The following is a 23846-nucleotide window of genomic DNA, read 5'->3' as shown; positions in this document are numbered from 1 at the left end:
CCGCCCCCGGACGAGCCGGGGACGGGGCCGTGTGCGCCTTTGCGAGCGTTACTCGGCGGCGACGGGCTCCTTCTCGGGGGCGGTGCCTTCGCCCTTGATGGAGCGGATCAACAGCTGGGAGACGTCGACGACCTCGAGGGTTTCCTTGGCGTCGCCGGCGTTCTTCTTCTCGTTGATCGCGTCACCGAGCATGACCAGGCAGAACGGGCAGGCGGTGGAGACGGTGTCGGGGTTGGTCTCCAGGGCCTCGTCGACGCGCTCGGTGTTGATGCGCTTGCCGATGCGCTCTTCCATCCACATCCGGGCGCCGCCGGCGCCGCAGCAGAAGCCGCGGTCCTTGTGCCGGTGCATCTCCTGGGTCTTGACGCCGGGGACGGTCGCCATGATGTCGCGCGGCTGCTTGTAGACCTTGTTGTGCCGGCCCAGGAAGCAGGGGTCGTGGTAGGTGATGTTCTCCTCGATCGGGGCGAGGGGGGTGAGCTTGCCCTCCTCGACCAGGTGCGCGAGCAGCTGGGTGTGGTGGACGACCTCGTAGTCCCCGCCGATCTGCGGGTACTCGTTGGCCAGGGTGTTGAAGCAGTGCGGGCACGTCGCCACGATCTTCTTCGCCCCGGCGTCGTTGAGCGTCTCGACGTTCTGCTGGCCGAGCATCTGGAAGACGAACTCCATGCCCAGGCGGCGGGCCGGGTCACCGGTGCAGGCCTCCATCGGGCCGAGCACCGCGAACTTGACGCCCGCGATGTGCAGCAGCTCGGCGACGGCCTTGGTGGTCTTCTTGGCCCGGTCCTCCAGGGCGCCCGCGCAGCCGACCCAGAACAGGTACTCGGTCTCCTCCGGGAGCTTGTCGTCGACGACCTCGACCTCGAAGTCCAGCTCCTCGATCCACTCGAGGCGCTTCATCTCCGACATGCCCCACGGGTTGCCCTTGTTCTCCAGGTTCTTCAGCATGACGCCGGCCTCGGAGGGGAACGAGGACTCGATCATCACCTGGAAGCGGCGCATGTCCAGGATGTGGTCGATGTGCTCGATGTCGACCGGGCACTGCTCCACGCACGCGCCGCAGTTGGTGCACGACCACAGGACGTCGGGGTGGATGACGCCGTCGTCGGCGACCAGCTCCTTGTCCACCTGCATGGCGAGCTTCTGCTCGTCGGTGAACTTCTCGCGCTCGTCCTCGGAGGCGAGCATGTACGGGGCCTTGGCCAGGGCGTGGTCGCGCAGCTCCAGGATGACCATCTTGGGCGACAGCGGCTTGCCGGTGTTCCAGGCCGGGCACTGCGACTGGCAGCGACCGCACTCGGTGCAGGTCGCCATGTCCAGGAAGCCCTTCCAGGTGAAGTCCTCGATCTTGCCGCGGCCGAAGACGTCCTCGTCGGGGTCGGCCTCCTCGAAGTCCAGCGGCTTGCCGCCCGACATCATCGGCTGCACCGCGCCCAGACCGTCCGGGCGGCGCTTGAACATCACGTTCAAAGGGGCCAGGAAGATGTGCAGGTGCTTGGAGTTGACGACGAAGACCAGGAAGACGAACGCGACACCGATGTGCAGGAGCAGCCCGACGGCCTCCAGCACGTGCAGGGTGTCATCCGACATGCCCTCGAACAGCTTCCCGCTCAGGTGCGAGAAGTACGCGGCGCCGCTGTAGCCGAAGTTGTCGCGCGCGACCTCCACGCCCCGGAAGAAGAACATCGTCCAGATCACGTTGAAGATCATGAACAGCGTGATCCACGCACCCGACAGGTGCGAGCCGGAGAACCGGGACTTGCGGCCGATGCGCTTGGGCGAGTTCTTGAACCGGATCGCGGTGAAGGTGACCAGGCCGAAGAAGCAGGCCAGCGCGATGGTGTCCTGGACGAACCCGATCGGGCCCCACGTCTGCAGGAACGGGATGTGCGCGTCCAGCCCGAACAGCAGCTGCACGGCCGCCTCGAGATAGACCGTGGCGAGCAGGAAGAACGCCCACATCACCGCGAAGTGCGCGGCGCCGGCGATCGTCCACTTCAGCAGCTTGCGCTGCCCCAGCACCTCGACGGCCTGGCCCTCGACCGCGGCCTTGGGCTCCCGCTTGACCTGCAGCGTCCGCTCCGGGTCGGGCTGCCCGACCATGGCGGTCTTGTACAGGAACAGCACCCGCCGCCCCGCGAGCGCCAACGTGACCGCCAGTCCGGCGAGCCCGATGATCAACGTGATCCAGTACACTGTTCCGTCCTCCTGGGTACGGGCGATGGCAGCCAGCGTAGGGCTCGTGACAGACTGCGCCTCATCCGGGTCCCGAATACTACTCGGTAGTAGCTTATGCGTCACACGCAGGTCGGCACCATCGCAGACCCGGACGGAGCGTACCCGGCGCCTCCTTCCCCGGTACACATCGCCCACGGCCGAACAGATCTCCGCTGTTCCGACACAACGGATCTGTGCGCGCGCACAGCCCGTCCTCCTTCTTCCCCGCCTTCCGCGCCGCCACCGGATTCGCCGCTCCGACGATCGATGAGTTCCGCGCCGTCCGCGAGTCCGCATCCTGAAGAACGGGACACCGGCCGGCCGGCCGGGCCCGCCGTCCACGCAGGAGGCACCATGACGCCGACCATCGACCACGGCCCCGCCGCCCGCCGGCTGGCCGGGCTGCTCGCCGCGATCCCCGACTCCGCGCTGGCCGTGCCGACGCCGTGCGCGGACATGGACCTCGCCACGCTCCTCGACCACGTCCACGGGCTGGCGGACGCGTTCACACGGGCCGCCACCAAAGACTGGCCCGAGGGCTCCTCCGCGCCGGACTCCGACGGGTCGCGCCTTCCCGCCGACTGGCGCGCCCGCATCCCCGCGGCGCTCGACGGCCTCGCCGCGGCGTGGCGGGACCCGGCGGCCTGGGAGGGGATGACCGAGGCCGGGGGCGTCGAGCTGCCGGGCGAGGCCGCCGGGCACGTCGCGCTGAACGAGATCGTCGTGCACGGCTGGGACGTCGCCCGCGCCACCGGCCAGCCCTACGAGGCCGGGACGGACGAGGTCGAGGCGTGCCTCGCGTTCGTGGGCCCGGCCGTCGAGGAGAGCGGCGGCGCGGCGATCGAGGGCCTGTTCGGCCCGGCCGTCCCGGTGCCGGACGGCACGGCGCCGCTCGACCGGCTGATCGCCATGACCGGGCGCGACCCGTCCTGGACCCCGGCGTACACGCCCCCGGCGCGCCGGGCCCCGGCCACCTGAAGCGGCGGCCGGGGCCCGGACGGAACGGACGGGACGGCGGGACAGGCGAGAAGGGCGGGCCCGTCAGACCCGTTCGAAGACCGCGGCGAGGCCCTGGCCGCCGCCGATGCACATGGTCTCCAGCCCGTAGCGGGCCTCGCGGCGGTCCATCTCGCGGGCGAGCGTCGCCAGGATGCGGGCGCCGGTCGCGCCGACGGGATGGCCGAGCGAGATGCCCGAGCCGTTGACGTTGACGCGGTCCCAGTCGCCGTCCTTGAGCCCCCATTCGCGGGCGACGGCGAGGACCTGCGCGGCGAACGCCTCGTTCAGCTCGATCAGGTCCATGTCGTCGAGGGACAGCCCGGCGGCGGCCAGCGCCTTCGCGGTCGCCGGAACCGGTCCGATGCCCATCGTGCGCGGAGGCACGCCCGCGCGCCCCCACGAGACGAGCCGGACGAGCGGGCGCAGCCCGAGTTCGGCGGCCCGCTCGGGCGTCGTGACGACGCACGCGGCCGCCGCGTCGTTCTGCCCGCTGGCGTTCCCGGCGGTGACGGTGGCCTCGGGGTCGTTCCTGCCGAGGACGGGACGCAGCTTGGCGAGCCCCTCGACGGACGTGTCGGGGCGCGGGTGCTCGTCGGTGTCGACGACCGTGTCGCCCTTCCGGCCCTTGATCGTGACGGGGACGATCTCGTCGGCGAAACGCCCGTCCCGCTGGGCTGCGACCGCCCGCGCGTGCGACCGCACGGACAGTTCGTCCTGCTCCTCCCGGCCGATGCCGTACTCGCGCCGCACGTTCTCGGCGGTCTCGATCATCCCGCCGGGCACCGGGTGGTCGACGCCGCCCGCGGTTACGCGGCCCTGCGCGAGCGCGTCGTGCAGCTCGATGGACGGGCCGCGCACGCCCCAGCGCGCCTTCGTCGTGTAGAAGGGGGCGTTGCTCATGCTCTCGGTGCCGCCCGCGATGATCACGTCGCTGACGCCGGTCTGGATCTGCATGGCGGCGTTCAGGACGGCCTGGAGCCCGGACCCGCAGCGGCGGTCGAGCTGGGTGCCGCCGACCTCGACGGGCAGCCCGGCGTCCAGCGCGGCGACGCGGCCGATCGCGGGGGCGTCGGCGTTCGGGTTGCACTGTCCGAGGATGACCTCGTCGATCGCGTCGCCGGGCAGGCCGGTGCGCTCGACGAGCGCCCGGATGACGGTGGCGGCCAGTTCGGCCGGCGAGACCGGCTGCAGCACCCCGCCGAACCGGCCGATGGGGGTCCGCAGCGGCTCGCAGATGACCGCTTCGCGCATGTGCACGCTCCTCAACTCGACAAGTGGCGGCGCACTCCGCAGGTTATGGGGTCGTTTCGGGTGAGTGGCCGGGGGGCTTCCGCCCAGTGGAGCTTCGGCCAAGAAGCCGGGCGGGCCGCGAACGCCCCTCCCGCCGGGCGTCCCGCATTGTTACCTTGCCGGTCAACTCTCACCTTTGGGGGACCCATGGCCGGGTTGCCGATGAAATTTCGCAAGATGTTCCTCGCCGCGTTGACGGCGGTGACGACGGCGACGCTGCCCGCGGTCGCCGTGGTCGGCGCGCTGGGCATCACCGCCGTCGCGTCCGCCGGATGCGCCGTCGAGGACGACGGGGACGGCGGGGACGACGACGGCGGGGACGACGGGGACGAGGGCTCCGGCGACGACTGATCCGGGCGGGCGCCGGCGCCGCACGGGTGCCGGCGCCCGCCGCCCCGGCCGGACGCGTGAGACGGGCGGCGCCCGGGGTAGCACCCCCGTGGCGTCCCGATCCGGGGCGCCGCCGTTCACCGGGATTTGGGGGGCTCGATGGCCGGGGTGCCGACGAAACTGATCAAGACGCTGCTCGCCGTGGTGACCGCGCTGGCACCGGCGTCGCTGCCGGCGGTGGCGGCGGCCGGGGTGCTGGGCGCCACCGCCGCCGTGACCGCCGGGTGCGGCGGAGGCGGCGACGAGGACGGCGACCAGGAGCAGGACCAGGAACAGGAGCAGGAGCAAGACGACGAGGACGGGGGCAACGGCTACTGACGGCTCCGCACGACGCCCGCCCCGCCCCACGCAACACGTACCGGGACGAGTCCGGCATCGGGGACGCCCGTAGCATCGTGCGGACGGACGCGGGCGAGGAGACGGCATGGTGCAGGGCGACGCCGAGCGGTGGGCTCGGGACGTGCGGACGATCCGGGTGATCGGCGCCGGGGCGATGGGGCGCGGCATCGCGCAGCTCGCGGCGGCGGGCGGCGTGACCGTGGAGCTCGCGGACGTGCGGCAGGACGCCGTCCGGGACGCGGTCGAGCACGTCTCCGCGATGTTCGACAGGCTCGTCGCGAAGGGCCGGATGGCCGCCGCCGACGCGGCCGCGGCGAAGGACCGGCTGCGTCCGGTGGGCGAGCCGCTGACGCCGCTCGGCGAGTGCGAGCTCGTCGTGGAGGCCGTCCGGGAGGACATGGACGTCAAGCGCGAGCTGTTCGCCGCGCTGGAGAAGGCGTGCCCGCCGGAGACGGTCCTGGCGACCAACACCAGCTCACTGCCGGTGACGGCGATCGGGGCGGCCCTCGCGGACCCGTCGCGGCTGGCGGGCCTGCACTTCTTCAACCCGGTGCCGCTGATGCGGCTGGTCGAGGTGATCCCGGGCGCGCGGACGGCCGGGTGGATCCCGGACGCGCTCGCCGCGCTCGTCCGGCGGCTCGGCCACGAGCCCGTGCGGGCGCCGGACGCGCCCGGCTTCCTGGTGAACCACGCGGGGCGCGGGCTGGTGACGGAGGCACTGCAGATCCTGTCGGAGGGCGCCGCCGAACCGGTGGACCTGGACCGCATCGCCCGCGACGTCCTGGGCCTCAAGATGGGGCCGTGCGAGCTGCTCGACCTGACCGGCATGGACGTCTCGCACCCGGTGATGGAAAGCGTGTGGACGGGCTTCTACACGGAGCCGCGGCTCCGCCCGTCCCGCGTCGGGCGGGCCCGGCTGGAGGCCGGGCTGCTGGGCCGCAAGGCGGGCGCGGGCTTCTACACCTACGTGGACGGTGCGAAGCGGGAGCCCGCGGAGGCGCCGGTGCCCGCGGACGCCGAGCGGCGGCCCGTGTGGATCCACCAGGGCGAGCCGGGCGAGGACGGCGCCGAGCCGGGCGCGCGGGAGACGCTGGGCGCGCTGCTGGCGTCGGCGGACGTCGAGGTCGAGCAGGGGGACGCGCCGTCGGACCGGGCGATCGTGCTGGTGACGCCGTACGGGGAGCCGGGCGGCGCGGTCGCCGTCCGGGCGGGCCTGCCGGTGGAGCGGACGCTGAGCGTCGACCCGCTCGGCGGGTTCTTCACCCGCCTCACGCTCGGCGTGCACCCGGCCGTCGACCGGGCCGCCGGACGGTCGGCGCTCGCGGCGCTCGCGGCGACCGGGCGCCCGGTGAGCGTCGTCCGGGACGGTCCGGCGCCCGTCGCGCAGCGGCTGCTGGCCTCGATCGTGAACGTCGCGTGCGGGATCGCCGAACAGGACCTCGCGCGCCCGGCGGACATCGACACGGCCGTCCGGCTCGGCCTCGGCTACCCGCGCGGGCCGCTCGAGTGGGGCGACCACGTGGGCGCCGAGGTGGTGCTCGACATCCTGGAGGGGCTGTCGCTCGGCACGGGCGACCCGCGCTACCGGCCGTCCACGTGGCTGACCGAGCGGGCCGGCCTCGGCCTGCCGCTGACCGGGACCGGCACCCGCCCGGCCGACCTGACGCGCTGACCCCCGCCGGCGGGCGGGGCGGGAGTTCGCCCGGACGGCGAACGGAGGTTCGGTTGATCGAGACGGTGTTCCGGACGGCGGACGTGGCCCGCGCGGACCGGATCGGCTACTGGCGGGAGCTCGTGAGCCGGTCGCGCGCCCCGGTGGAGCTGACCGGCGACCCCGACCGTTTCGAGGCGGCCGAGCGCGCGCTGGAACTCGGCACGGGCCCCGACGCGGTGACCGTCCTGGTGACCACGACGAGCGCGGCGACCGTCCGCCGGACGCCGGAGCTGATCCGGCGGTCCGATCCCGAGGTGCTGTACCTGTCGCTGGTGCTGCACGGGGACGCCGAGGTCGGCTGCGACGGCCGGGAGTTCCGGTACGGGCCCGGGCAGTGGACGGCGCACGACTCGTCCCGTCCCGCCGAGATCCGCCTCGCCGGCGGCTCCGGCCGGTTCGCGTCGGTCGGGGTCGTGGTCCCGAAGCGGCCGCTGTCGGTGCCGCGCGACCAGATCGGCCGGGCGGTCGGACCGCCGCTGCCGGGCCGCGACGGGGTCGGCGGGCTGCTGGCGGGAACGCTGGCGAACATCATCGCGGCCCCGGGCGGCTACGGCGCGTCCGACGGCCCGCGCCTCGCGACCGTCCTCACCGACCTGGTGTCGGCGCTCCTCGCCCACGCGATCGACGCCGGGGAGCCGGGCGAGGCCCGCGGGCGGACGCTGCTGCTGCGGGCGCACGAGTTCATCGACCGGCACCTCCAGGACCCGGGGCTGACCCCCGCCGCCGTCGCCGCCGCGCACCACGTCTCCGTGAGCTACCTGCACCGGCTGTTCAGCGCGGAGGGCCGCACGGTCGCGGCGTGGATCCGGCTGCGGCGGCTCGAACGCGCCCGGCTGGCGCTGGCCGATCCCGCGCTGCGCGCCGTCCCGGTCCACCGCATCGCCGCGATGTGGGGGTTCACGCACCATTCGGCGTTCACGCGGACGTTCCGCGACGCGTTCGGGATGTCGCCGAGCGACTACCGGCAACGGGCCCTGGACGCGGGCGCGCGGACACCTACGCGGACACCGTGGAGTGCCGACACCGTGTAGACGGATCGTCAAGGAACCGTCGACCGCAGGGCAAGGACTTCCCCGCCGATCACGTTGAAGATCAACACGTGATGACACGACGTTTCACCGTCCTCGGAACGACCCTGCTCGCGGTGGCGGCGACGGCCACCGGCCCGGCGGCCGCGGCGCAGCCGCGGGAGACGCCCGCGGCAAGCCTCTGGGACGCCGCCACCGGCTCGGCCACCGGCGCGGGGGCCGCGCGGTCGGCGGCGCGGGTGGAGGAGTACTGGACCCCCGAGCGGATGGCCGCCGCGCTGCCGACACCGGCCCCCGTGGTGTCGCCCGCCGAGGCCGCCGAGTCCGCGCGGGCGGCCGCCGCGGAGCCACCGGTGGCCGAACCCGAGTCCGGCGACGGGCACATCCCGCCCGCCGCCGGTCCGGGCGCCGGCTCCGGCGACCCGGCCGTCGGGACCAAGGCGCTGACCTACTTCTCCATCTCGAAGATCTGGGCGGACCACGGACGGCTTCCCGCCCAGACCGTCGGGAAGCTGTACTACACCCGCAACGGGAAGGGCTACTACTGCTCGGCCGCCACGATCAACTCGTCCAATCGCAACACGATCTGGACGGCCGGGCACTGCGTCACCGACGGCGCGCGCAACTGGCACTCGAACTTCACGTTCGTCCCGGACTTCCACGACGGCAAGCGCCCGCACGGCACCTGGACGGCCCGGTCGTGGGCCGCGCCGAACGGCTACTTCGACGGCAAGAACTCCCGGTACGACATGGGCGCGCTCGCGCTGAACCTCAACAACGGCCGCCGGGTCGGCGACGTGGTCGGCTACCAGGGCTACCGGTTCGGCGAGGGCTACAACGAGACGACGTTCCACGACACGCGGGCGTTCGGCTACCCGCAGAACACGCACCCCGCGCGCTCGGGGATCAGCTCCAACAAGCTCCGGTTCTGCGTGGGCTACGCCGCCTCGGACGCCCTCTACAAGCGGATCGGCTGCGACATGGGCGGCGGTTCCAGCGGCGGGCCCTGGATCACCGAGATGCCGCTCTCCCGGGGCTGGGGGTACATCATCGGGCACAACGCCTGGCACTACGGGAACGACGCGTGGGAGTACGGCCCCACGCTCGGGACGGCGGCCATCAACGTCCGCGACGCCGTCCACACCGACTGACGCCCGCCGGGCGGGTGCCCGGCCCCGGTCTCCCGAACCGAGGGCGGGCACCCGCCCGGCCGACCCGACGTCGTGATCTACGAGAGTTTCTCGGGCGGGGCGGGCACGGTGTCGCTCCAGCCCATGTCGGGAACGGCCTGGTAGTCGATGATGAAGCCGGGCTCGCGGTCCTTGTAGGGGCCGCCGGGCTTGGTCAGCACGTTCTGCATGGCCAGGACGTCGCCGGTCGCCTTGTCGAACACGATCTCCTCCCGGCTGCCGTAGGTGCCCTGGTTCTCCGGCGGCGTGCCGAACTCGCCGGTGACCTCGACCGTCCGGTCCCCGGACGCCAGCGCGACGCCCTCGCGGCCCAGCGGGTCGGTGGTCGCGCCGACGGCCCGCACCCCGGGCTCGGCCATCAGCGCCTTCATCAGCGCGGCCCGCACCTTCGGCGGGATGGGCAGCCCGCCCAGGCGCCAGCCGACCGCCCGGATCTTCGTGCCCGCCATGAACTGCTCCCGGGTGATCTGCTCGGTGACGGGCGCTCCCGCCTCCCAGACCCTGCCGGCCTCGGGGAAGTTCTTCTCGTCGAGGAGCCTCTTCGCGAGCCGCTGCGGGTCGGCCGGCAGGTTCTGCAGCCCCTCGATGGTGTAGTCGCCCAGCCACTCGCTGTGCGTGTCGGTGCCGGACGGCGTCCACGGCGGCTTCTTCGCCATGTCGAAGGTGAGCCACTTGTCACTCGACCACACCTTGAGCTTCGGCGGGGATCCGGCCTTCTTCCACAGCGCCTCGTCCTGCGGCGTCCACAGCCGGGGGCCGGGTTCGCGCCCGTAGAACGTCACCTTCCCGCCGGACTCCAGCCCGGCCGCGATGAAGGTCTCGCTGCGCGCACCGGCGATCGCGTACGAGCCGGTCCCGGCGGGCACGACGTACGACTGCCCGTCGGTGTAATGGATGTAGAAGTACTTGCCCGTCTCCTGCTGCGCGGCGTTCTCGGCCGCCGCCAGGACGGCCTGCTTCCCGAGGTCGACGGGCGCGGCCCGCGTCCCGCCGGGGCCGCCCGGGGACTCCGGCGTCCCGGATCCGGTGGCCGCGATCGCGACGGCCGCCGCCGCACCGGCCGCGACGACGCCGAGCCCGGCCTTGACCGGCCATCCGAAGCGCACCCGCGCGGGGCCGCCCGCGCGTCCCGGCGCCCGTCCCGTCGCCCGTCCCGGGTGCGCGATCTCCGCCCGCAGGCGGCGGCGCCCCTCGTCCTCGGCCGTCCGGGTGGGGGGTTCGTCCAGCATCTCGGCGATCGCCCGCATTTCGTCCATGGTCATTCTCCTTGCGTCGAGGCGAGGGCCGCTCGCAGCTTCCGCCGCGCCCGGTTCAGCCGGGATCCGACCGTGCCGAACGGGATGCCGAGCACCGCCGCGATCTCCTGGTGGGACAGCTCCGCCAGCGCGACGAGCAGCACGACGTCGCGCTCCTTGCGCGACAGCCCGGCCAGCGCGCGCGCCAGGCTCGGCCGCATCCGGGCGGCCGTCACGGCCGTCGCGACGCGGTCCTCGTGGCCGGCCGCGTCCGGTTCGGCGCCGAGGCGGGCCAGCGCCCGGTAGCGGCGGGTCTCGGCGCGGCGGTGCTGCGCGACGAGGTTGGTCGCGATGCCGAACAGCCAGGGCCGGACGTCGCCCTTCGCGGGGTCGAACGTGGCCCGGCGGCGGAACGCGGCGAGGAACGTCTCGGCGACGACGTCCTCCGCGGCCTGGGCGCCGAGCCGTCCCGCGACGTACCGGTGGATCACGGGGAAGTGCCGGTCGTAGACGTCCGTGAACCGGTCGGGCCGGTCGCGGGACGCGGTGACGAGCGCGGCGTCGTCGATCTCGGGCGCGGCGGTCACGGGGCCGTCCGCGGGCCGGGTTCGTCGGGCATGTCACTCCTCCGGGGGGATGGTCGTCACCCGGTACTCCACCGGTTCCGCGAACCGCTTTCGCTTTCCGTTCCGTCCGCCGCCGGACGGGCGCGGCCGCAGGACGAGCGCGGCGAACACCGCGGCGGCCAGCATCGCACCCGCCGCGGCGAGCGACCCGGTGGAGACGGCGCGGGCGAAGGCGTCGCGGGCGAGTTCGGCGAGCGCGGGGTCGCCGGTGGCGAGGGCGTCGCCGAGCGAATGCCGCGCGGCGTCGGGCGTCCCGTCCGGGAGGGCGCGGGCGTAGGCGGCGGCGACGGCGCTGCCGAGGACGGCGACGCCGAGCGCGTTGCCGAGTTCGGTCCCCGCGTCGTTCACCGCCGAGCCGACGCCGGCGTCCTCGCGCGGGACGGCGCCCATGAGCGTGCCGTAGGCGGAGGGCATCGCGATCCCGGAGCCGGCTCCGAAGACGACGAGGCCCGCGACGAGCGTCCCGTACCCGTCGCCGGGACCGGCGAGGCCGAGGAGCCCGAGCCCCGCCGCGACCGTCACGAACCCGGCGACGAGCGTGCCGCGGGCGCCGATCCGGGCCTCGATCGCGGGACCGAACCCGTTCCCCACGGCCGCGGTGAGCGCCACCGGGATCAGCGCGAGCCCGGCCTTGAGCGGCCCGTACCCGAGGACGAGCTGGAGCAGCTGGGTCAGCGCGAACAGCGTCCCGGCGATCGCGAAGCCGAACAGCGCGATCGTGACGGCGGCGCCGGTGAACTCGGGACGGCGCAGCAACCGGAGGTCGAGCATCGGCTCGGGGTTCCGGTGCTGCCAGGCGGCGAACAGGACGAGCGCGGCGGCGGCGACCGCGAGGCCGCCGAGCACCCGCGCGCCCGTCCAGCCGTGCTCGGGACCGGAGATCACCGCCCACACGAGCGACGCCGTGCCGGTCGTCGAGAGCACGGCGCCCGGGACGTCTGGGCGGCGGCGCGGCCCCCGCGACTCGGGAACGAGCAGCAGCAGGCCCGCGACGGCCGCGACCGCGATCGGCACGTTGACCAGGAAGACCGAGCCCCACCAGAAGTGCTCCAGCAGCAGCCCGCCCAGCGCGGGCCCGGCGGCGATGGCGACCGTGCTCGTCCCGCCCCAGACGGCGAACGCCTTGGCGCGCTCGTCCGGTCCGAACACCTGGGCCATGATCGACAGGGTGCCGGGCATGAGCAGCGCACCGCCCGCGCCCATCAGCGCGCGGAGCGCGACGAGCGCCGCGGGCCCGGAGGCGAACGCGGCGAGCAGCGACGCGCCGCCGAACAGCGCGAAGCCGAGCAGCATCGCGCGGCGCCGGCCGTACCGGTCGCCGAGGCTGCCGGCGGTGAGCAGCAGGCCGGCGAAGACGAGCGAGTACGCGTCGATCACCCATTGGACGTCGGACGTCGTGGCGTCGAGCTCGGTCATCAGGGACGGGATCGCGACGTTGAGGATCGTGTTGTCGAGCACGACCACGAACAGGCTGAAGCAGAGGACACCGAGGATCCGCCACCGGTGCGGGTGGGGGCCCGGGTGCGGTCTCGGAGTCGGATTCGGATCGTCCATCGGAAGGCCTTTCTCGAACGGTGTACGACTTGGCTCGCACACTGTACGAGTGAGCTCGCACGACGTTCAACTCCCGGTACCATGGACGTGCTCGGCGGAGGGGAAGGACCGAATGGCGAAGGCGACACCGGCGTCCGTCTGGGTGCGTCCGGAGAAGGCCCGGCGCGAGCAGCCCGCGCTCGGCCGCGACCAGATCGTCGACGCCGCGCTGGCGCTCCTCGACGCCGAGGGACTGGACGGGCTGAGCATGCGGCGGCTCGGCGCCCGCCTGAACTCCGGCGCGACCTCCGTGTACTGGCACGTCGCGAACAAGGACGAACTGCTCGAACTCGCACTCGACCGCGTGATGGCCGAGGTCACCGTCCCCGAACCCGGCGCGGCCGGCGGCTGGCGCGCGGCGGCCACCGGGTACGCGCGGACCTTCCGCGCGATGATCCACCGGCACCCGTGGACGGTCACGCTCTTCGGGCGCCGCCCGATGATCGGCCCCAACGCGACCCGCGCCATGGACGAAGCCATCGCCGCGTTCGCCGCCGCCGGGTTCGACGGCCTCGACGTCGAGTACGCCTGGTCGCTCGTCGTCGACTACGTGATCGGCGCGGCCGGCGGCGAGGCGAGCTGGTGGAGCGGCCAGTCCGGCACGACGTCCGCCGCGTGGATCGAGGCGCTCGGCCCCTACCTCGAACGGATCGCCGCGGAGCGCCCGCGCCTGGCCTCGCACGTCCGGGAGGTGTGGACGGCCGACACCGCCGAGGTGCTGGACGGCCGGTTCGAGTTCGGGCTCGCGTGCGTCCTCGACGGCATCGAGGCCCGACGCCCGCACTGAAACGGGCCGTTACGAACGGGCCCGCTCCGACCGGCAGGGTCCCCGTCCCGGCCGGGACGGGGACCCTGGAAGCGCGGACTCAGAAGGGCAGTTCCACGCGCGGCTTCGGCCGGGAATCGGTCCAGCCCATGTCACGGACGACGGAGTAGTCGATGACGAACCCGGGCTCGCGGTCCCGGTAGGGGCCGCCCGGTTCGGTCAGGACCTTCTGGACCGCCAGCACCGCGCCCGTCCCGCGGTCGAAGATGATCTCCTCGCGGCTGCCGTACCGGCCCTGCTCCGCCTTCGGGGCCCCGTACTCGCCGGTGACGGTCCGCGCGGTGCTGCTGGACGCCAGCGCGGTCCCCTCGCGGCCGAGCGGGTCGACGGCCGTGCCGATCGCCGCGATCCCCGGCTGCTCGGCCAGCGCCAGCATGAGGCCGGCCCGCACGTCCGGCGGGAGCGGTACCTCCTGGAGGAGCCGCCCGGCCCGGAGGATCTTGTGGCGGGGCCGGTCGAGCGCGGGCCGCTTGCGCTCCATCGCCTTCCGGGCGGCGGGGTCCTGCTCCTTCTGCGGAGCGCCCAAGGGGCCGGTCCAGTTCTGCCCGAAGAACATCTCGCCGAGCGCCGCCGGGTCGGCGGGCAGGTTCTGGACCTCCTCGATCGTCCGGCCGCCCAGCCACCTGCCGCCCCCCTCCGGATCCGGGTCGTCCGCCTGCCAGGCCGTCTTCGACAGGTCGTAGGTGTAGTGGTGGTCGTTCGACCAGACCCTGAACCGCGACGGCGACCCGGCCTTCTTCCACGCCGCCTCGTCCGCCGGTGTCGGCAGCCGGGACGGGATGTCCCGGCCGTAGGACGCCTCGCCCATGCCCGGCTCGGCCCCGGCCCAGCGGAAGTACTCGAAGTGCGCGCCGACGATCGCGTAGGACCCGGTCTCGGCCCGGATCATGTACGACTGGCCCGAGATCTCGTCGGAGAACCAGTACTTGCCGGACTTCTGCTTCGCGGCGTTCTCCGCCGCCGCCAGGACGGCCCGCTTGCCGAGGTCCACCTGCCCCCCGGCCCGCGAACCGCCCGGGGGCGGCGTCCCGGCGCCCGTCCCGGCGACCGCGATCGCGACGGCCGCCGCCGCACCCGCCGCGACCAGGCCCAGCCCCGCCTTGACCGGCCGTCCGAACCGGACGCCGACGCGGCGCGCGCGCGGCACCCGCTCGTCCCCGAACATGCGCGCGCGGGCGTCCGCCGTCTCCCGCGTCGCGGGCGGCGCGGGACTCCCGTACGCGTCCTTGATCATCCGCAGTTCATCCATGGCCGTTCTCCAGGTCCCGCATCGGGTTCGTCCCGCCCAGCGACGTGCGCAGCTTCTTCCTCGCGCGGCTCAGCCGCGATCCGACCGTCCCGTACGGGACGCCGAGCGCCGCCGCGACCTCCTGGTGCCCGAGGTCGGCGAGCGCGACGAGCAGCAGCACGTCCCGCTCCCCCGCCGACAGCCGGGCGATCGCACCCGCGAGCCGTCCCCGCACCCCCTGGGCGCTCACCCGGGCGTCCACCTGGTCGGCGTGCCCCTCGGCCGCCCCGACGGGCCCGGGCCCGAGCCGCTCGCGGGCCCGCAGCCCGCGCACCTCGCTGCGCCGGTGCTTGGCGACGAGCTTCGTCGCGATCCCGTACAGCCACGTCCGCACCCCGGCCCTGGACGGGTCGTAGCGCTGCCTGCCCCGGAACGCCTCCAGGAACGTCTGGGACGCGACGTCGGCACCGGCGTCCGGACCGAGCCGGCGGGACGCGTACCCGTGGATCTCCGCGAAGTAGGCGTCGAAGATCTCGCCGAACCGCTCGGGGTCGTCCAGCGACGCGCGCACGACGGCGGCGGCGTCGTCCGTCCGGATCGGGCGGACGCCGTCCGGCGGGTCCGCGGTGAGGGGGTCACCCATAGGGGGCCTTTCGTGTTCCGTTGCAGCGTGCGGTCGAGGGCGTGGAGGCGGAGCGGGGTCGTCTCGGGGGTGGTCATCCTCGTATCCCCCGGAGCCGCGCCCACCTTTCCCGATCGCCGGTCGCCACCGTCGCCCGCACGGCACGGCCATCGGGACATGCCTTCCGATGACGGGCGGGAGACCGACCCGCGCGCGCTGCGGGCGCTCGCCCATCCGGTGCGGCTGGACCTGCTGCGCCTGCTGGAGGCGGAGGGGGCGCTGACCGCGAGCCGGGCGGCCGAACTCCTGGGCCTGACGCCGAAGGTGTGCTCGTACCATCTGCAGCTCCTCGCCAGGTACGGGGTCGTCGAGGAGACCGGCGAGGGGAAGGGACGCGCGCGCCCGTGGCGGCTCGCGCCGCGGCGCGCCTCGTACGTCCACCGTCCCCGCGAGGACCCCGCCACGGCGGACGCGTTCGCCCGGACGATGCCGGCCAGGGACGCCCGGACGGTCGAGGCCTTCATCGACCGCAGGCACGGGCTCCCGCCGGAATGGCGCAACGTCTCCACGCTGTCGAGCAACACCCTGCGGCTGCCGCCCGACCGGCTCCGCGCCCTCGGCCGCGACCTGACCGAGGTGCTCGACCGCTACCGGACGGACGCCGAGCCCCCGGCGGACCCCGCGAGCCCGGCCGGTCCGGACGGGCCGGACGGGCCGGACGGGCCGGACGCGCGGCCCGTCCAGACCATGCTGTACGCCGTGCCCGTTGAACCCGCGGGCGTCACGGAAGAGGATGAGGACATGATCTGAGAACGGGGGTACGACTACCCCCGTTCGGGGGTGGCGCGGGTCACGCTGGTTGGCCAACGATGCTCCTGAGGTGTTCGTCCGGCCACGAGGAGAGATCAATGCCGGCAGTCGAGTTCCGCGGGGCGCGCGACTTCCTGCTCGCGAACCGCGACGACTACGCGGTGGCGTACGAGCGGTTCCGCTGGCCGGTGCTGACCGGGTTCAACTGGGCGCTCGACTGGTTCGACAAGATCGCGGAGGGGAACGACGCCCCCGCGCTGTGGATCGTCGAGGAGGACGGGACGGAGGCGAAGTACTCGTTCGCCGACCTGTCCCGGCGGTCGAACCAGGTCGCGAACCTGCTGCGCGGGCACGGGGTGCGGCGCGGCGACCGGATCGTCCTGATGCTCGGCAACCAGGTCGAGCTGTGGGAGACGGTGCTCGCCGCGATGAAGCTCGGCGCCGTGCTGATCCCCTGCACGCCGCTGCTCGGGCCCGCCGACCTCCAGGACCGGCTGACGCGCGGCGCGGCCGGGCACGTCGTGACGGGCGCGGAGCACGCCGCGAAGTTCGACGGCCTGGAGGGCGGGTTCACGCGGATCGCGGTGGGCGGACCCGCCGCGGGCTGGGTGCCCTACGCGGACGCGTACGGGCTCGCGGAGGAGGTCGTCCCGTACGGGCAGACGATGTCGGGCGACACGCTGCTGCTGTACTTCACGTCGGGGACGACCGCGAAGCCGAAGCTCGTCGAGCACACGCATGCCTCCTACCCCGCCGGGCACCTGTCGACGATGTACTGGCTCGGGCTCCGGCCGGGCGACGTCCACCTGAACATCTCCTCGCCGGGATGGGCAAAGCACGCGTGGAGCAACGTCTTCGCCCCGTGGGACGCCGAGGCGTGCGTGTTCATCTTCAACTACACGCGCTTCGACGCCGACCGGCTGCTCGACACGATCGAACGGTGCGGCGTCACGAGCTTCTGCGCGCCGCCGACGGTGTGGCGGATGCTGATCCAGGCCGACCTCGGCCGGCTGAGCGCCCCGCCGCGCGAGGTCGTGGCGGCGGGCGAACCGCTGAACCCCGAGGTGATCGAGCGGGTGAAGGACGCCTGGGGCCGCACGATCCGGGACGGCTTCGGGCAGACCGAGACGACCGTGCAGATCGCGAACACGCCGGGGCAGCCCGTGAAGCCGGGGTCGATGGGACGTCCGGTGCCGGGCTACCGGGTGGCGCTGCTCGATCCGGTGACCGGCAAGCCCGGGGACGAGGGCGAGATCTGCCTGGAGCTGGAGGACCGGCCGCTCGGGCTGATGGCCGGATACCACGGCGACGAGGCCCTGACGGCCGAGGCGATGGCGGACGGCTTCTACCGCACCGGCGACATCGGCTCCCGGGACGCCGACGGCTACATCACCTACGTCGGGCGGGCCGACGACGTGTTCAAGGCGTCCGACTACAAGATCTCTCCGTTCGAGCTGGAGAGCGCGCTGATCGAGCACGAGGCCGTCGCGGAGGCCGCCGTGGTGCCCTCGCCCGACCCGGTGCGGCTCGCGATCCCGAAGGCGTACGTGACGCTGGCCGCGGGCTGGGAACCGGACGCGGCGACCGCGAAGGCGATCTTCGAGCACAGCCGGGCGCAGCTCTCCCCGTACAAGCGGGTGCGGCTCCTGGAGTTCGGCGAGCTGCCGAAGACGATCTCCGGCAAGATCCGGCGGGTGGAGCTGCGCATGAGCGAGATCGACAAGCATCCGGGCACCGGGGACCGGCCCGAAGGCGAGTTTCGTGAGGAGGACCTGCGATGACGCTCTCGTACGCCTCCGGCGCCTCGACCGCGCCGCTGCTCGGCGACACGATCGGCGCGAACCTGGACCGGACCGTCGACCTGCATCCCGACCGGGACGCGGTGGTGGAGTACGCGACCGACCGCCGCTGGACGTACGCGCGGTTCGCCGCCGACGTCGACGCGGTCGCGCTCGGCCTGCACGCGCGCGGGATCCGCAAGGGCGACCGGGTGGGGATCTGGGCGCCGAACTGCGCCGAGTGGATGCTCGTGCAGTACGCGACGGCGAAGCTCGGCGCGATCCTCGTGAACATCAACCCCGCGTACCGGGTGCACGAACTCGAGTTCGTCCTGAACCAGTCGGGCGTCCGCACGCTGGTGGCGACGCCGGTGTTCAAGACGTCCGACTACGGGTCGATGATCGAGCAGGTGCGGCCGCGCTGCCGGCGGCTGACGGACGTGCTGCTGATCGGCACCGAGGGCTGGGACGAGCTGCTGCGGACCGGCCGCGCGGCCGACCCGGCGGTGCTCGCGGAGATCGGGGCGGGGCTGAGCGCCGACGACCCGATCAACATCCAGTACACGTCGGGGACGACCGGGTTCCCGAAGGGCGCGACGCTGTCGCACCACAACATCCTCAACAACGGCTACTTCGTCGGCGAGCTGTGCGGCTACGACGAGGAGGACCGCATCTGCGTGCCGGTGCCCTTCTACCACTGCTTCGGCATGGTGATGGGGAACCTGGCGGCGACGACCCACGGCGCGTGCGTCGTGATCCCGGCGCCCGCGTTCGACGCCCGCGCGACCCTGCAGGCGGCGGCGTCCGAGCGGTGCACGTCCCTGTACGGGGTGCCGACGATGTTCATCGCGGTGCTGGGCGAGCCGTCGCTCGGCTCCGCGGACCTCTCGAGCCTGCGCACCGGGATCATGGCGGGGTCGCCGTGCCCGGTCGAGGTGATGAAGCAGGTCATCGAGCGGCTCGGGATGGGCGAGGTCGCGATCTGCTACGGCATGACGGAGACGTCCCCGGTGTCCACGCAGACCCGCGCGAACGACGCGCTGGACCGCCGCGTCTCCACGGTCGGCAGGGTCCACCCGCACCTGGAGGTCAAGGTCGTCGACCCGGCCACGGGCGTGACGGTCCCGCGCGGGACGCCGGGCGAGCTGTGCACGCGCGGCTACTCGGTCATGCTCGGCTACTGGGAGGAGCCGGAGAAGACGGCCGAGGTGATCGACGCGGCGCGCTGGATGCACACCGGCGACCTGGCGGTCATGGACGGCGACGGCTACGTCGGCATCACCGGCCGGATCAAGGACATGGTGATCCGGGGCGGCGAGAACGTCTACCCGAGGGAGATCGAGGAGTTCCTCTACACCCATCCCGACATCGTGGACGCGCAGGTCATCGGCGTCCCCGACGAGCGGTACGGGGAGGAGCTGATGGCGTGGGTGCGGCTGCGGGAGGGCGCGGAGCCGCTGACCGCCGAGGCGCTGCGGGCGTTCTGCGACGGGAAGCTCGCCCGCTACAAGATCCCCCGGTACGTGCACATCGTGGACGAGTTCCCCATGACGGTCACCGGAAAGGTCCGGAAGGTCCAGATGCGGGCGGAGGCCGTCGACATCCTGGGCCTCGCCGAGGCGGCGTCGGCGCCGCACGCCTGACCGCATGCCCGACCGGACGCCTGACCGGACGGCCGGGCGACACGTCTGAACGATCGGTGTCAACCGGGTTACGGGAGCACTCTCTCCGGTGCATGCTCGTCTCATGGACGCGCTGTCTTCGGAAGGCCGCCCTGCGGCCCCGGCACCGGCCCCGGCGTCCGGGCGGGGCGGCGACGCGGGCGCGGTGCGGGCGGCGGTGCTGGCGCTGCACCGCTCGACCGGTCTGCCGATGGTGTTCGGCGGCGCGCTGACCGGCCGGGACCGGCTGCGCATCACCGAGCTGGTCGGCGGCCGCACCGACTCGCTGAACGGGCTCGTGGTGGGGCACGGCAACGGGCTGGGCGGCAAGGCGATGGCGCTGGGCCGCCCGGCGTGGGTGAGCGACTACCCGCGCTCGGCGGCGATCAGCCACGACTACGACGCCCCGGTCGGGCGCGAGGGGCTGCTGTCGATCGTGGCGGTGCCGATCGTCGTGCGGCGGCGCGTCCGGGGCGTCCTGTACGGGGCGCTGCGGGAGCCGCTGGGGCTGGCCGACCGGGTGGTCGGGGCGGCGATGCAGGCGGCCCGCGACATCGAGCAGGACCTCGCCGTCCGGGACCGGGCGGACGAGGCGCTCGCCCGGCTGCGGCCCGCGCCGCGCGAGACGGCGGCGGGGGCGGCGCGCTGGGAGGAGGTCCGGGCGGTGCACGCCGAGCTGCGGGCGCTGGCCGAGCGGGTGGACGACCCGGTGACCCGCGACCGGCTCCGGGAGGCGACGCTGCGGCTCGCGGCGGCGGGCCTGGCCGAGGGACCGGACGGACGCGCCCCGGACGGCCCCATCCCGGACGGGCGCGCGCCGGACGGGCCCACCCCGGACGGGCGCGCGCCGGACGGGCCCACCCCGGACGGGCCCACGCCGCGGCCGGTGCTGACGCCGCGCGAGCTGGACGTCCTGTCGTACGTGGCGATGGGCTGCACGAACGCGGAGGCGGCGGCGCGGCTCGGGCTGGTGCCGGAGACCGTGAAGAGCTACCTGCGGTCGGCGATGCGCAAGCTCGACAGCCACACCCGCCTGGAGGCGGTGACGGCGGCGCGGCGCGCCGGCCTCCTCCCGTGACGCCGCCGCGGAACCCCCGCGACCGCGCGGAAGGGCGATCGGGCCCGGCGACGGGGTCAGGCGCGGGCGCACGCCCGCCGAAGCGGTTCGGCCCCCGCGAGTCGTCCCGCCCGGACGGATCGTCACCGCGCGGCTGCGCCGGGCCGTGATCGGTCGGCCGTCCCGCCACGCGCGCGGCGCGGACGTCCGGCCCCCGATGCGTTCGCAACCGTAACACTTCCATGACCGGGCGTGGCCGGACATATCCCGATTCGGGGCGGGAGGGGTGGCCGGCTCAGCGAGTGGCGGGGTCAGCGGGTCGCGCCGTCCGGGGCGCGGCGCAGCGACCGGCCGGGGAGCGCGCCGGTGCGGGCGCCGCCGTCGACGACGGCGGTGCCCCCGACGAACACGTAGGGGACGCCGTCCGGACGGCGCCGCGGTTCGTCGAACGTGGCGGTGTCGCGGACGGTGTCCGGGTCGAACAGCACGAGGTCGGCGTGGTACCTCGGACGGACGAACCCGCGGTCGGCGAGCCGGAGCCGTCGGGCGGCCCGCCCGGTGAGGTGCGCGACGCACTCCTCCAGCGACAGGACGCCCAGCTCGCGGACGTAGTGGCCGAGGTAGCGGGGGAAGGTGCCCCACGCGCGCGGGTGCGGCTTCGCGGCGGCGAGCAACCCGTCGGACCCACCGGTGTGGCACGGGTGGCGCATGATCGCCCGCACGTTCTCCTCATGCCCGACGTGCTGCAGGATCGTCGTCGCGAGGTCGTCGGCGAGGAGCCGCTCGCAGTAGACGTCGAACGCCGCGCGCCCGGACTCGGCGGCGAGGTCGGCGATCGTCCGTCCGATGACCGACGGGTCGGGGGAGCCGGAGATCTCGATCGTCTCCCACTCGGACGGGACGCCGTGGCAGCCGTCGGAGCCCTCGACCTCCATCGCGTGCCGGATCCGGGCGTGCTCGCCGGGGTCGGTGAGCCGGGCGCGGAGCGCGTCCGGGCCGCCCGCCGACGCCCGGCTCGGCAGCAGGGCGGCGAGCGTGGTGGAGCCGGGGAGGTAGGGGTAGGTGTCGAGGGTGATGTCGCAGCCGCCGGCGATGGCGGCGTCGAGCAGGTCGAGCAGCTCCCCCGCGCGGCCCTTGTTGACGCCGAAGTTCATGGTGGCGTGGGCCAGGTGCAGCGCGCAGCCGGAGCGCCGCGACAGCTCGACCATCTCGGCGTACGCCGCCAGGGCGCCCGCCCCGTACGAGCGGTGGTGCGGCGCGTGGAACCCGCCGAGGGACGCCACGACGCGGAGCAGCTCGGTGAGCTCGTCGCCGTCCGCGTACATGCCGGGCGTGTAGGTGAGGCCGCTGGACATCCCGACGGCGCCCTCCCGCATGCCGTCCGCGACGAGTTCGCGCTGCCGGTCGAGTTCGGCGGGGGTGGGCGCGCGGTCGTCCCAGCCCATCGCGAGCATCCGCACGGCGCCCTGCGGGACGAGGTAGCAGGCGTTGACCGCGATGCCCCGGTCGAGCCGGTCGAGGTACTCGCCGACCGTGCGCCACGACCAGTCGAAGCCGTCCGGGTCGCCGTTCCAGCCGGCGATGGTGCGGCGGATCTGCGCGAGCGTCGTGTCGTCGGCGGGCGCGTACGACAGGCCGTCCTGCCCGAGGACCTCCAGCGTCACGCCCTGGCTCACCTTGGCGAGGTGGTCGGGTTCGGCGAGCAGGGCCAGGTCGGAGTGGGCGTGCATGTCGACGAAGCCGGGCGCGAGGACGAGCCCGGCGGCGTCGATCGTCCGGCCGGGGCCACCGGTGAGGCGCTCGCCGATCTCGGCGATGCGGCCGCCGGCGAGCCGGACGTCGGCGACGCGTCCCGGCGCGCCGGTGCCGTCGACGACCGTCGCGCCCTTGATCACCGTCGTGCCCGCCATCAGAACCACGTCCGGACGAGGTCGACGACGCGCGGGCGCTCGGCGTCCGCGTCGTCCACGACGGGGATCAGCGTCCACTTGTCGAGCGCGGTGCAGGGGTGCGAGAGGCCGAGCCGGACGACGTCGCCGACCTCGGCCGACGCGTCCCGCAGGAAGCCGTGCTGGTCGTTGACGGCGGTGACGCGGGCACCGGCCACGGGCGCGGCGCCCTTGCCGCGGACGAGCTGCGGTTCCGGCATGCCCTCGTCGTACGGGACGTCGCGCTTGCCCGCGTCCAGGAGCGCGAGCGCGGGTTCGGGCCGCGACACGACCCGCGCCCAGCCGTGCATCGCCGATCTCAGCCGGGTTCGCGAGGCGCCCGCGCCGCGCGCGAAGGGCGAGATGCCCCGGTAGAAGCCGTCGTCGTGGATCACGTAGGCGCCCGAGCGCAGGACCGTCCGTCCGGGGAGCGGGCCGAGCACCTCGACGACCTGGTCGAAGTAGGCGCTGCCGCCCGCCGTCACGACCGGTTCGTCCGTCTCGTAGTCCAGGTTCCGGTGCAGGTCCGCGACGCGGCGGAGGTAGGCGTCCACGGCGGCGCGGCTCTCGGCGGACGCGTCGTGCGCGAACGCGCCCTCGTAGCCGCCGGCCCCCGCGAGCCGGAGCGTGGGCGCCCGCCGGACGGCGTCCGCGACGGCCCGCGCCTCCGCGCCGGTGCGGGCGCCGGTGCGGCCGTGCGGGCCGCCGAGCTCGACGCACACGTCCACCGGACGGCTCGCGCGCGCGGCCCGCAGCGCCTCGTCCATCAGCTCGACCGTCCGGACCGAGTCGGCCCACGACAGGAACGCGAACTCCGGGTCGGCGTCGAGCTGCGCGCCGATCCAGGCGAGCCCCGCCGGGTCCGCGAGCGCGTTGGCGAGCATCAGCCGCCGGACGCCGAACGCGCGCGCCACCCGGAGCTGGGGGAGGTTCGCGAGCGTGACGCCCCAGGCGCCGGCGTCGAGCTGCCGCCGCCACAGCGCGGGGGCCATCGTCGTCTTGCCGTGCGGGGCGAGGTCCACGCCGGCGTCGCGCGTCCAGGCGGCCATCGCGGCGATGTTGTGGTCGAGGGCGCCGGCGTCGAGGGTCAGCAGCGGGGTGCCGAACGCGTCCAGCGGGATCGGCGCGGCGCGGACGTCCGCGACCGACATGCCGTCCGCGGACGCGGGTACCGCCTTGAAGCGCCAGTCGAGCCGCTCGCCTCCCAGCGCGTCCACGGCCCCGCCGTCGATGCTGTCCACCATTCCCGACCTCCCTCATTGCACTCTATGCAACGTGCATTGCATTATGTGCTGCTGTGGTTGTAACATCACCG

General features: G+C 74.0%; 20 protein-coding genes. 11 read left to right on the top strand and 9 right to left on the bottom strand.

From position 1 onward, the window contains the following. Window positions 1-48: 48 nt before the first annotated feature. A complete protein-coding gene (locus F7P10_RS22255) occupies window positions 49-2196 on the bottom strand; it encodes a (Fe-S)-binding protein (protein WP_176611610.1) in 2148 nt (715 codons plus the stop codon). A gap of 375 nt (window positions 2197-2571) precedes the next feature. On the opposite strand from F7P10_RS22255, the gene F7P10_RS22250 reads away from it, so the two are divergent. Further along, window positions 2572-3195, top strand: a complete 624-nt coding sequence (locus tag F7P10_RS22250) for a TIGR03086 family metal-binding protein (RefSeq protein ID WP_151011862.1) — start codon at window positions 2572-2574, stop codon at window positions 3193-3195. A gap of 63 nt (window positions 3196-3258) precedes the next feature. Here the strand turns inward: F7P10_RS22250 and F7P10_RS22245 are convergent, their stop codons facing one another. Then, the gene (locus F7P10_RS22245) at window positions 3259-4467 is read right to left on the bottom strand and encodes an acetyl-CoA C-acetyltransferase (protein WP_151011860.1); all 1209 of its coding nucleotides are present in this window, start codon (window positions 4465-4467) and stop codon (window positions 3259-3261) included. Between the two features lie 201 nt (window positions 4468-4668). Here F7P10_RS22245 and F7P10_RS42590 point away from each other — a divergent pair, with 201 nt between their 5' ends. The 5 genes from F7P10_RS42590 to F7P10_RS22220 all read left to right on the top strand — a co-directional run bounded on the left by F7P10_RS42590 (window position 4669) and on the right by F7P10_RS22220 (window position 9128). Further along, the gene (locus F7P10_RS42590) at window positions 4669-4857 is read left to right on the top strand and encodes a DNA primase (protein WP_176611609.1); all 189 of its coding nucleotides are present in this window, start codon (window positions 4669-4671) and stop codon (window positions 4855-4857) included. A 147-nt stretch (window positions 4858-5004) separates the two neighbouring features. Then, window positions 5005-5214, top strand: a complete 210-nt coding sequence (locus F7P10_RS22235; protein ID WP_151011858.1) for a hypothetical protein — start codon at window positions 5005-5007, stop codon at window positions 5212-5214. Window positions 5215-5320: 106 nt separating this feature from the next. Beyond that, complete coding sequence (locus F7P10_RS22230) at window positions 5321-6907, top strand: 3-hydroxyacyl-CoA dehydrogenase (RefSeq protein WP_151011857.1); 1587 nt, start codon at window positions 5321-5323, stop codon at window positions 6905-6907. 53 nt (window positions 6908-6960) lie between these two features. Further along, window positions 6961-7980, top strand: coding sequence for a helix-turn-helix domain-containing protein (locus F7P10_RS22225; protein WP_176611608.1), 1020 nt, complete (start codon window positions 6961-6963; stop codon window positions 7978-7980). A 71-nt stretch (window positions 7981-8051) separates the two neighbouring features. Further along, window positions 8052-9128 carry a serine protease gene (locus tag F7P10_RS22220; RefSeq protein WP_151011853.1) on the top strand — a complete coding sequence of 359 codons (1077 nt, stop codon included), beginning with the start codon at window positions 8052-8054 and terminating at the stop codon, window positions 9126-9128. A gap of 77 nt (window positions 9129-9205) precedes the next feature. Here the strand turns inward: F7P10_RS22220 and F7P10_RS22215 are convergent, their stop codons facing one another. The 3 genes from F7P10_RS22215 to F7P10_RS22205 are packed head-to-tail and all read right to left on the bottom strand — an operon-like array spanning window position 9206 to window position 12582. Continuing rightward, window positions 9206-10423, bottom strand: coding sequence for a hypothetical protein (locus F7P10_RS22215; protein ID WP_151011852.1), 1218 nt, complete (start codon window positions 10421-10423; stop codon window positions 9206-9208). Window positions 10424-10425: 2 nt separating this feature from the next. After that, entirely contained in the window at window positions 10426-10989 is a 564-nt protein-coding gene (locus tag F7P10_RS22210) for an RNA polymerase sigma factor (RefSeq protein WP_151011850.1), read from the bottom strand. A 33-nt stretch (window positions 10990-11022) separates the two neighbouring features. Continuing rightward, complete coding sequence (locus F7P10_RS22205; protein WP_151011848.1) at window positions 11023-12582, bottom strand: MFS transporter; 1560 nt, start codon at window positions 12580-12582, stop codon at window positions 11023-11025. A gap of 112 nt (window positions 12583-12694) precedes the next feature. On the opposite strand from F7P10_RS22205, the gene F7P10_RS22200 reads away from it, so the two are divergent. After that, on the top strand, window positions 12695-13408 hold the full coding sequence (locus F7P10_RS22200; protein ID WP_151011846.1) for a TetR/AcrR family transcriptional regulator: 714 nt from the start codon (window positions 12695-12697) through the stop codon (window positions 13406-13408). Window positions 13409-13487: 79 nt separating this feature from the next. Here F7P10_RS22200 and F7P10_RS22195 read toward each other — a convergent pair whose 3' ends face one another. After that, window positions 13488-14696, bottom strand: coding sequence for a hypothetical protein (locus F7P10_RS22195; protein ID WP_151011844.1), 1209 nt, complete (start codon window positions 14694-14696; stop codon window positions 13488-13490). Beyond that, window positions 14689-15318 carry an RNA polymerase sigma factor gene (locus F7P10_RS22190; RefSeq protein WP_151011842.1) on the bottom strand — a complete coding sequence of 210 codons (630 nt, stop codon included), beginning with the start codon at window positions 15316-15318 and terminating at the stop codon, window positions 14689-14691. The genes F7P10_RS22195 and F7P10_RS22190 overlap by 8 nt, the downstream gene beginning before the upstream one ends. 156 nt (window positions 15319-15474) lie before the next feature. Between F7P10_RS22190 and F7P10_RS22185 the strand changes: the two genes are divergently transcribed. The 4 genes from F7P10_RS22185 to F7P10_RS22170 all read left to right on the top strand — a co-directional run bounded on the left by F7P10_RS22185 (window position 15475) and on the right by F7P10_RS22170 (window position 20624). Further along, the gene (locus F7P10_RS22185) at window positions 15475-16107 is read left to right on the top strand and encodes a helix-turn-helix transcriptional regulator (protein WP_151011840.1); all 633 of its coding nucleotides are present in this window, start codon (window positions 15475-15477) and stop codon (window positions 16105-16107) included. Between the two features lie 98 nt (window positions 16108-16205). Next, complete coding sequence (locus F7P10_RS22180) at window positions 16206-17888, top strand: AMP-binding protein (RefSeq protein ID WP_151011838.1); 1683 nt, start codon at window positions 16206-16208, stop codon at window positions 17886-17888. After that, window positions 17885-19528: an AMP-binding protein gene (locus tag F7P10_RS22175; RefSeq protein WP_151011836.1), complete on the top strand. Its 1644-nt coding sequence runs from the start codon at window positions 17885-17887 to the stop codon at window positions 19526-19528. Before F7P10_RS22180 ends, F7P10_RS22175 begins: the two co-directional genes overlap by 4 nt. 103 nt (window positions 19529-19631) lie before the next feature. Beyond that, window positions 19632-20624 (top strand): helix-turn-helix transcriptional regulator, encoded by a 993-nt coding sequence (locus F7P10_RS22170; protein WP_151011834.1) that lies wholly within the window; start codon window positions 19632-19634, stop codon window positions 20622-20624. A gap of 290 nt (window positions 20625-20914) precedes the next feature. On the opposite strand, the gene F7P10_RS22165 is transcribed toward F7P10_RS22170, so the two are convergent. After that, window positions 20915-22513 (bottom strand): amidohydrolase family protein, encoded by a 1599-nt coding sequence (locus F7P10_RS22165; protein WP_151011832.1) that lies wholly within the window; start codon window positions 22511-22513, stop codon window positions 20915-20917. Further along, window positions 22513-23775 carry an amino acid deaminase gene (locus tag F7P10_RS22160; protein WP_151011830.1) on the bottom strand — a complete coding sequence of 421 codons (1263 nt, stop codon included), beginning with the start codon at window positions 23773-23775 and terminating at the stop codon, window positions 22513-22515. Before F7P10_RS22160 ends, F7P10_RS22165 begins: the two co-directional genes overlap by 1 nt. Between the last annotated feature and the right edge of the window lie 71 nt (window positions 23776-23846).

Origin of the sequence: Actinomadura sp. WMMB 499 (assembly GCF_008824145.1) — a bacterium.
In the GTDB taxonomy this organism is placed as follows: Bacteria; Actinomycetota; Actinomycetes; order Streptosporangiales; family Streptosporangiaceae; genus Spirillospora.
The sequence above is the reverse complement of the archived record's forward strand: the minus strand, read 5'-3'. Positions and strand labels throughout refer to the sequence as shown.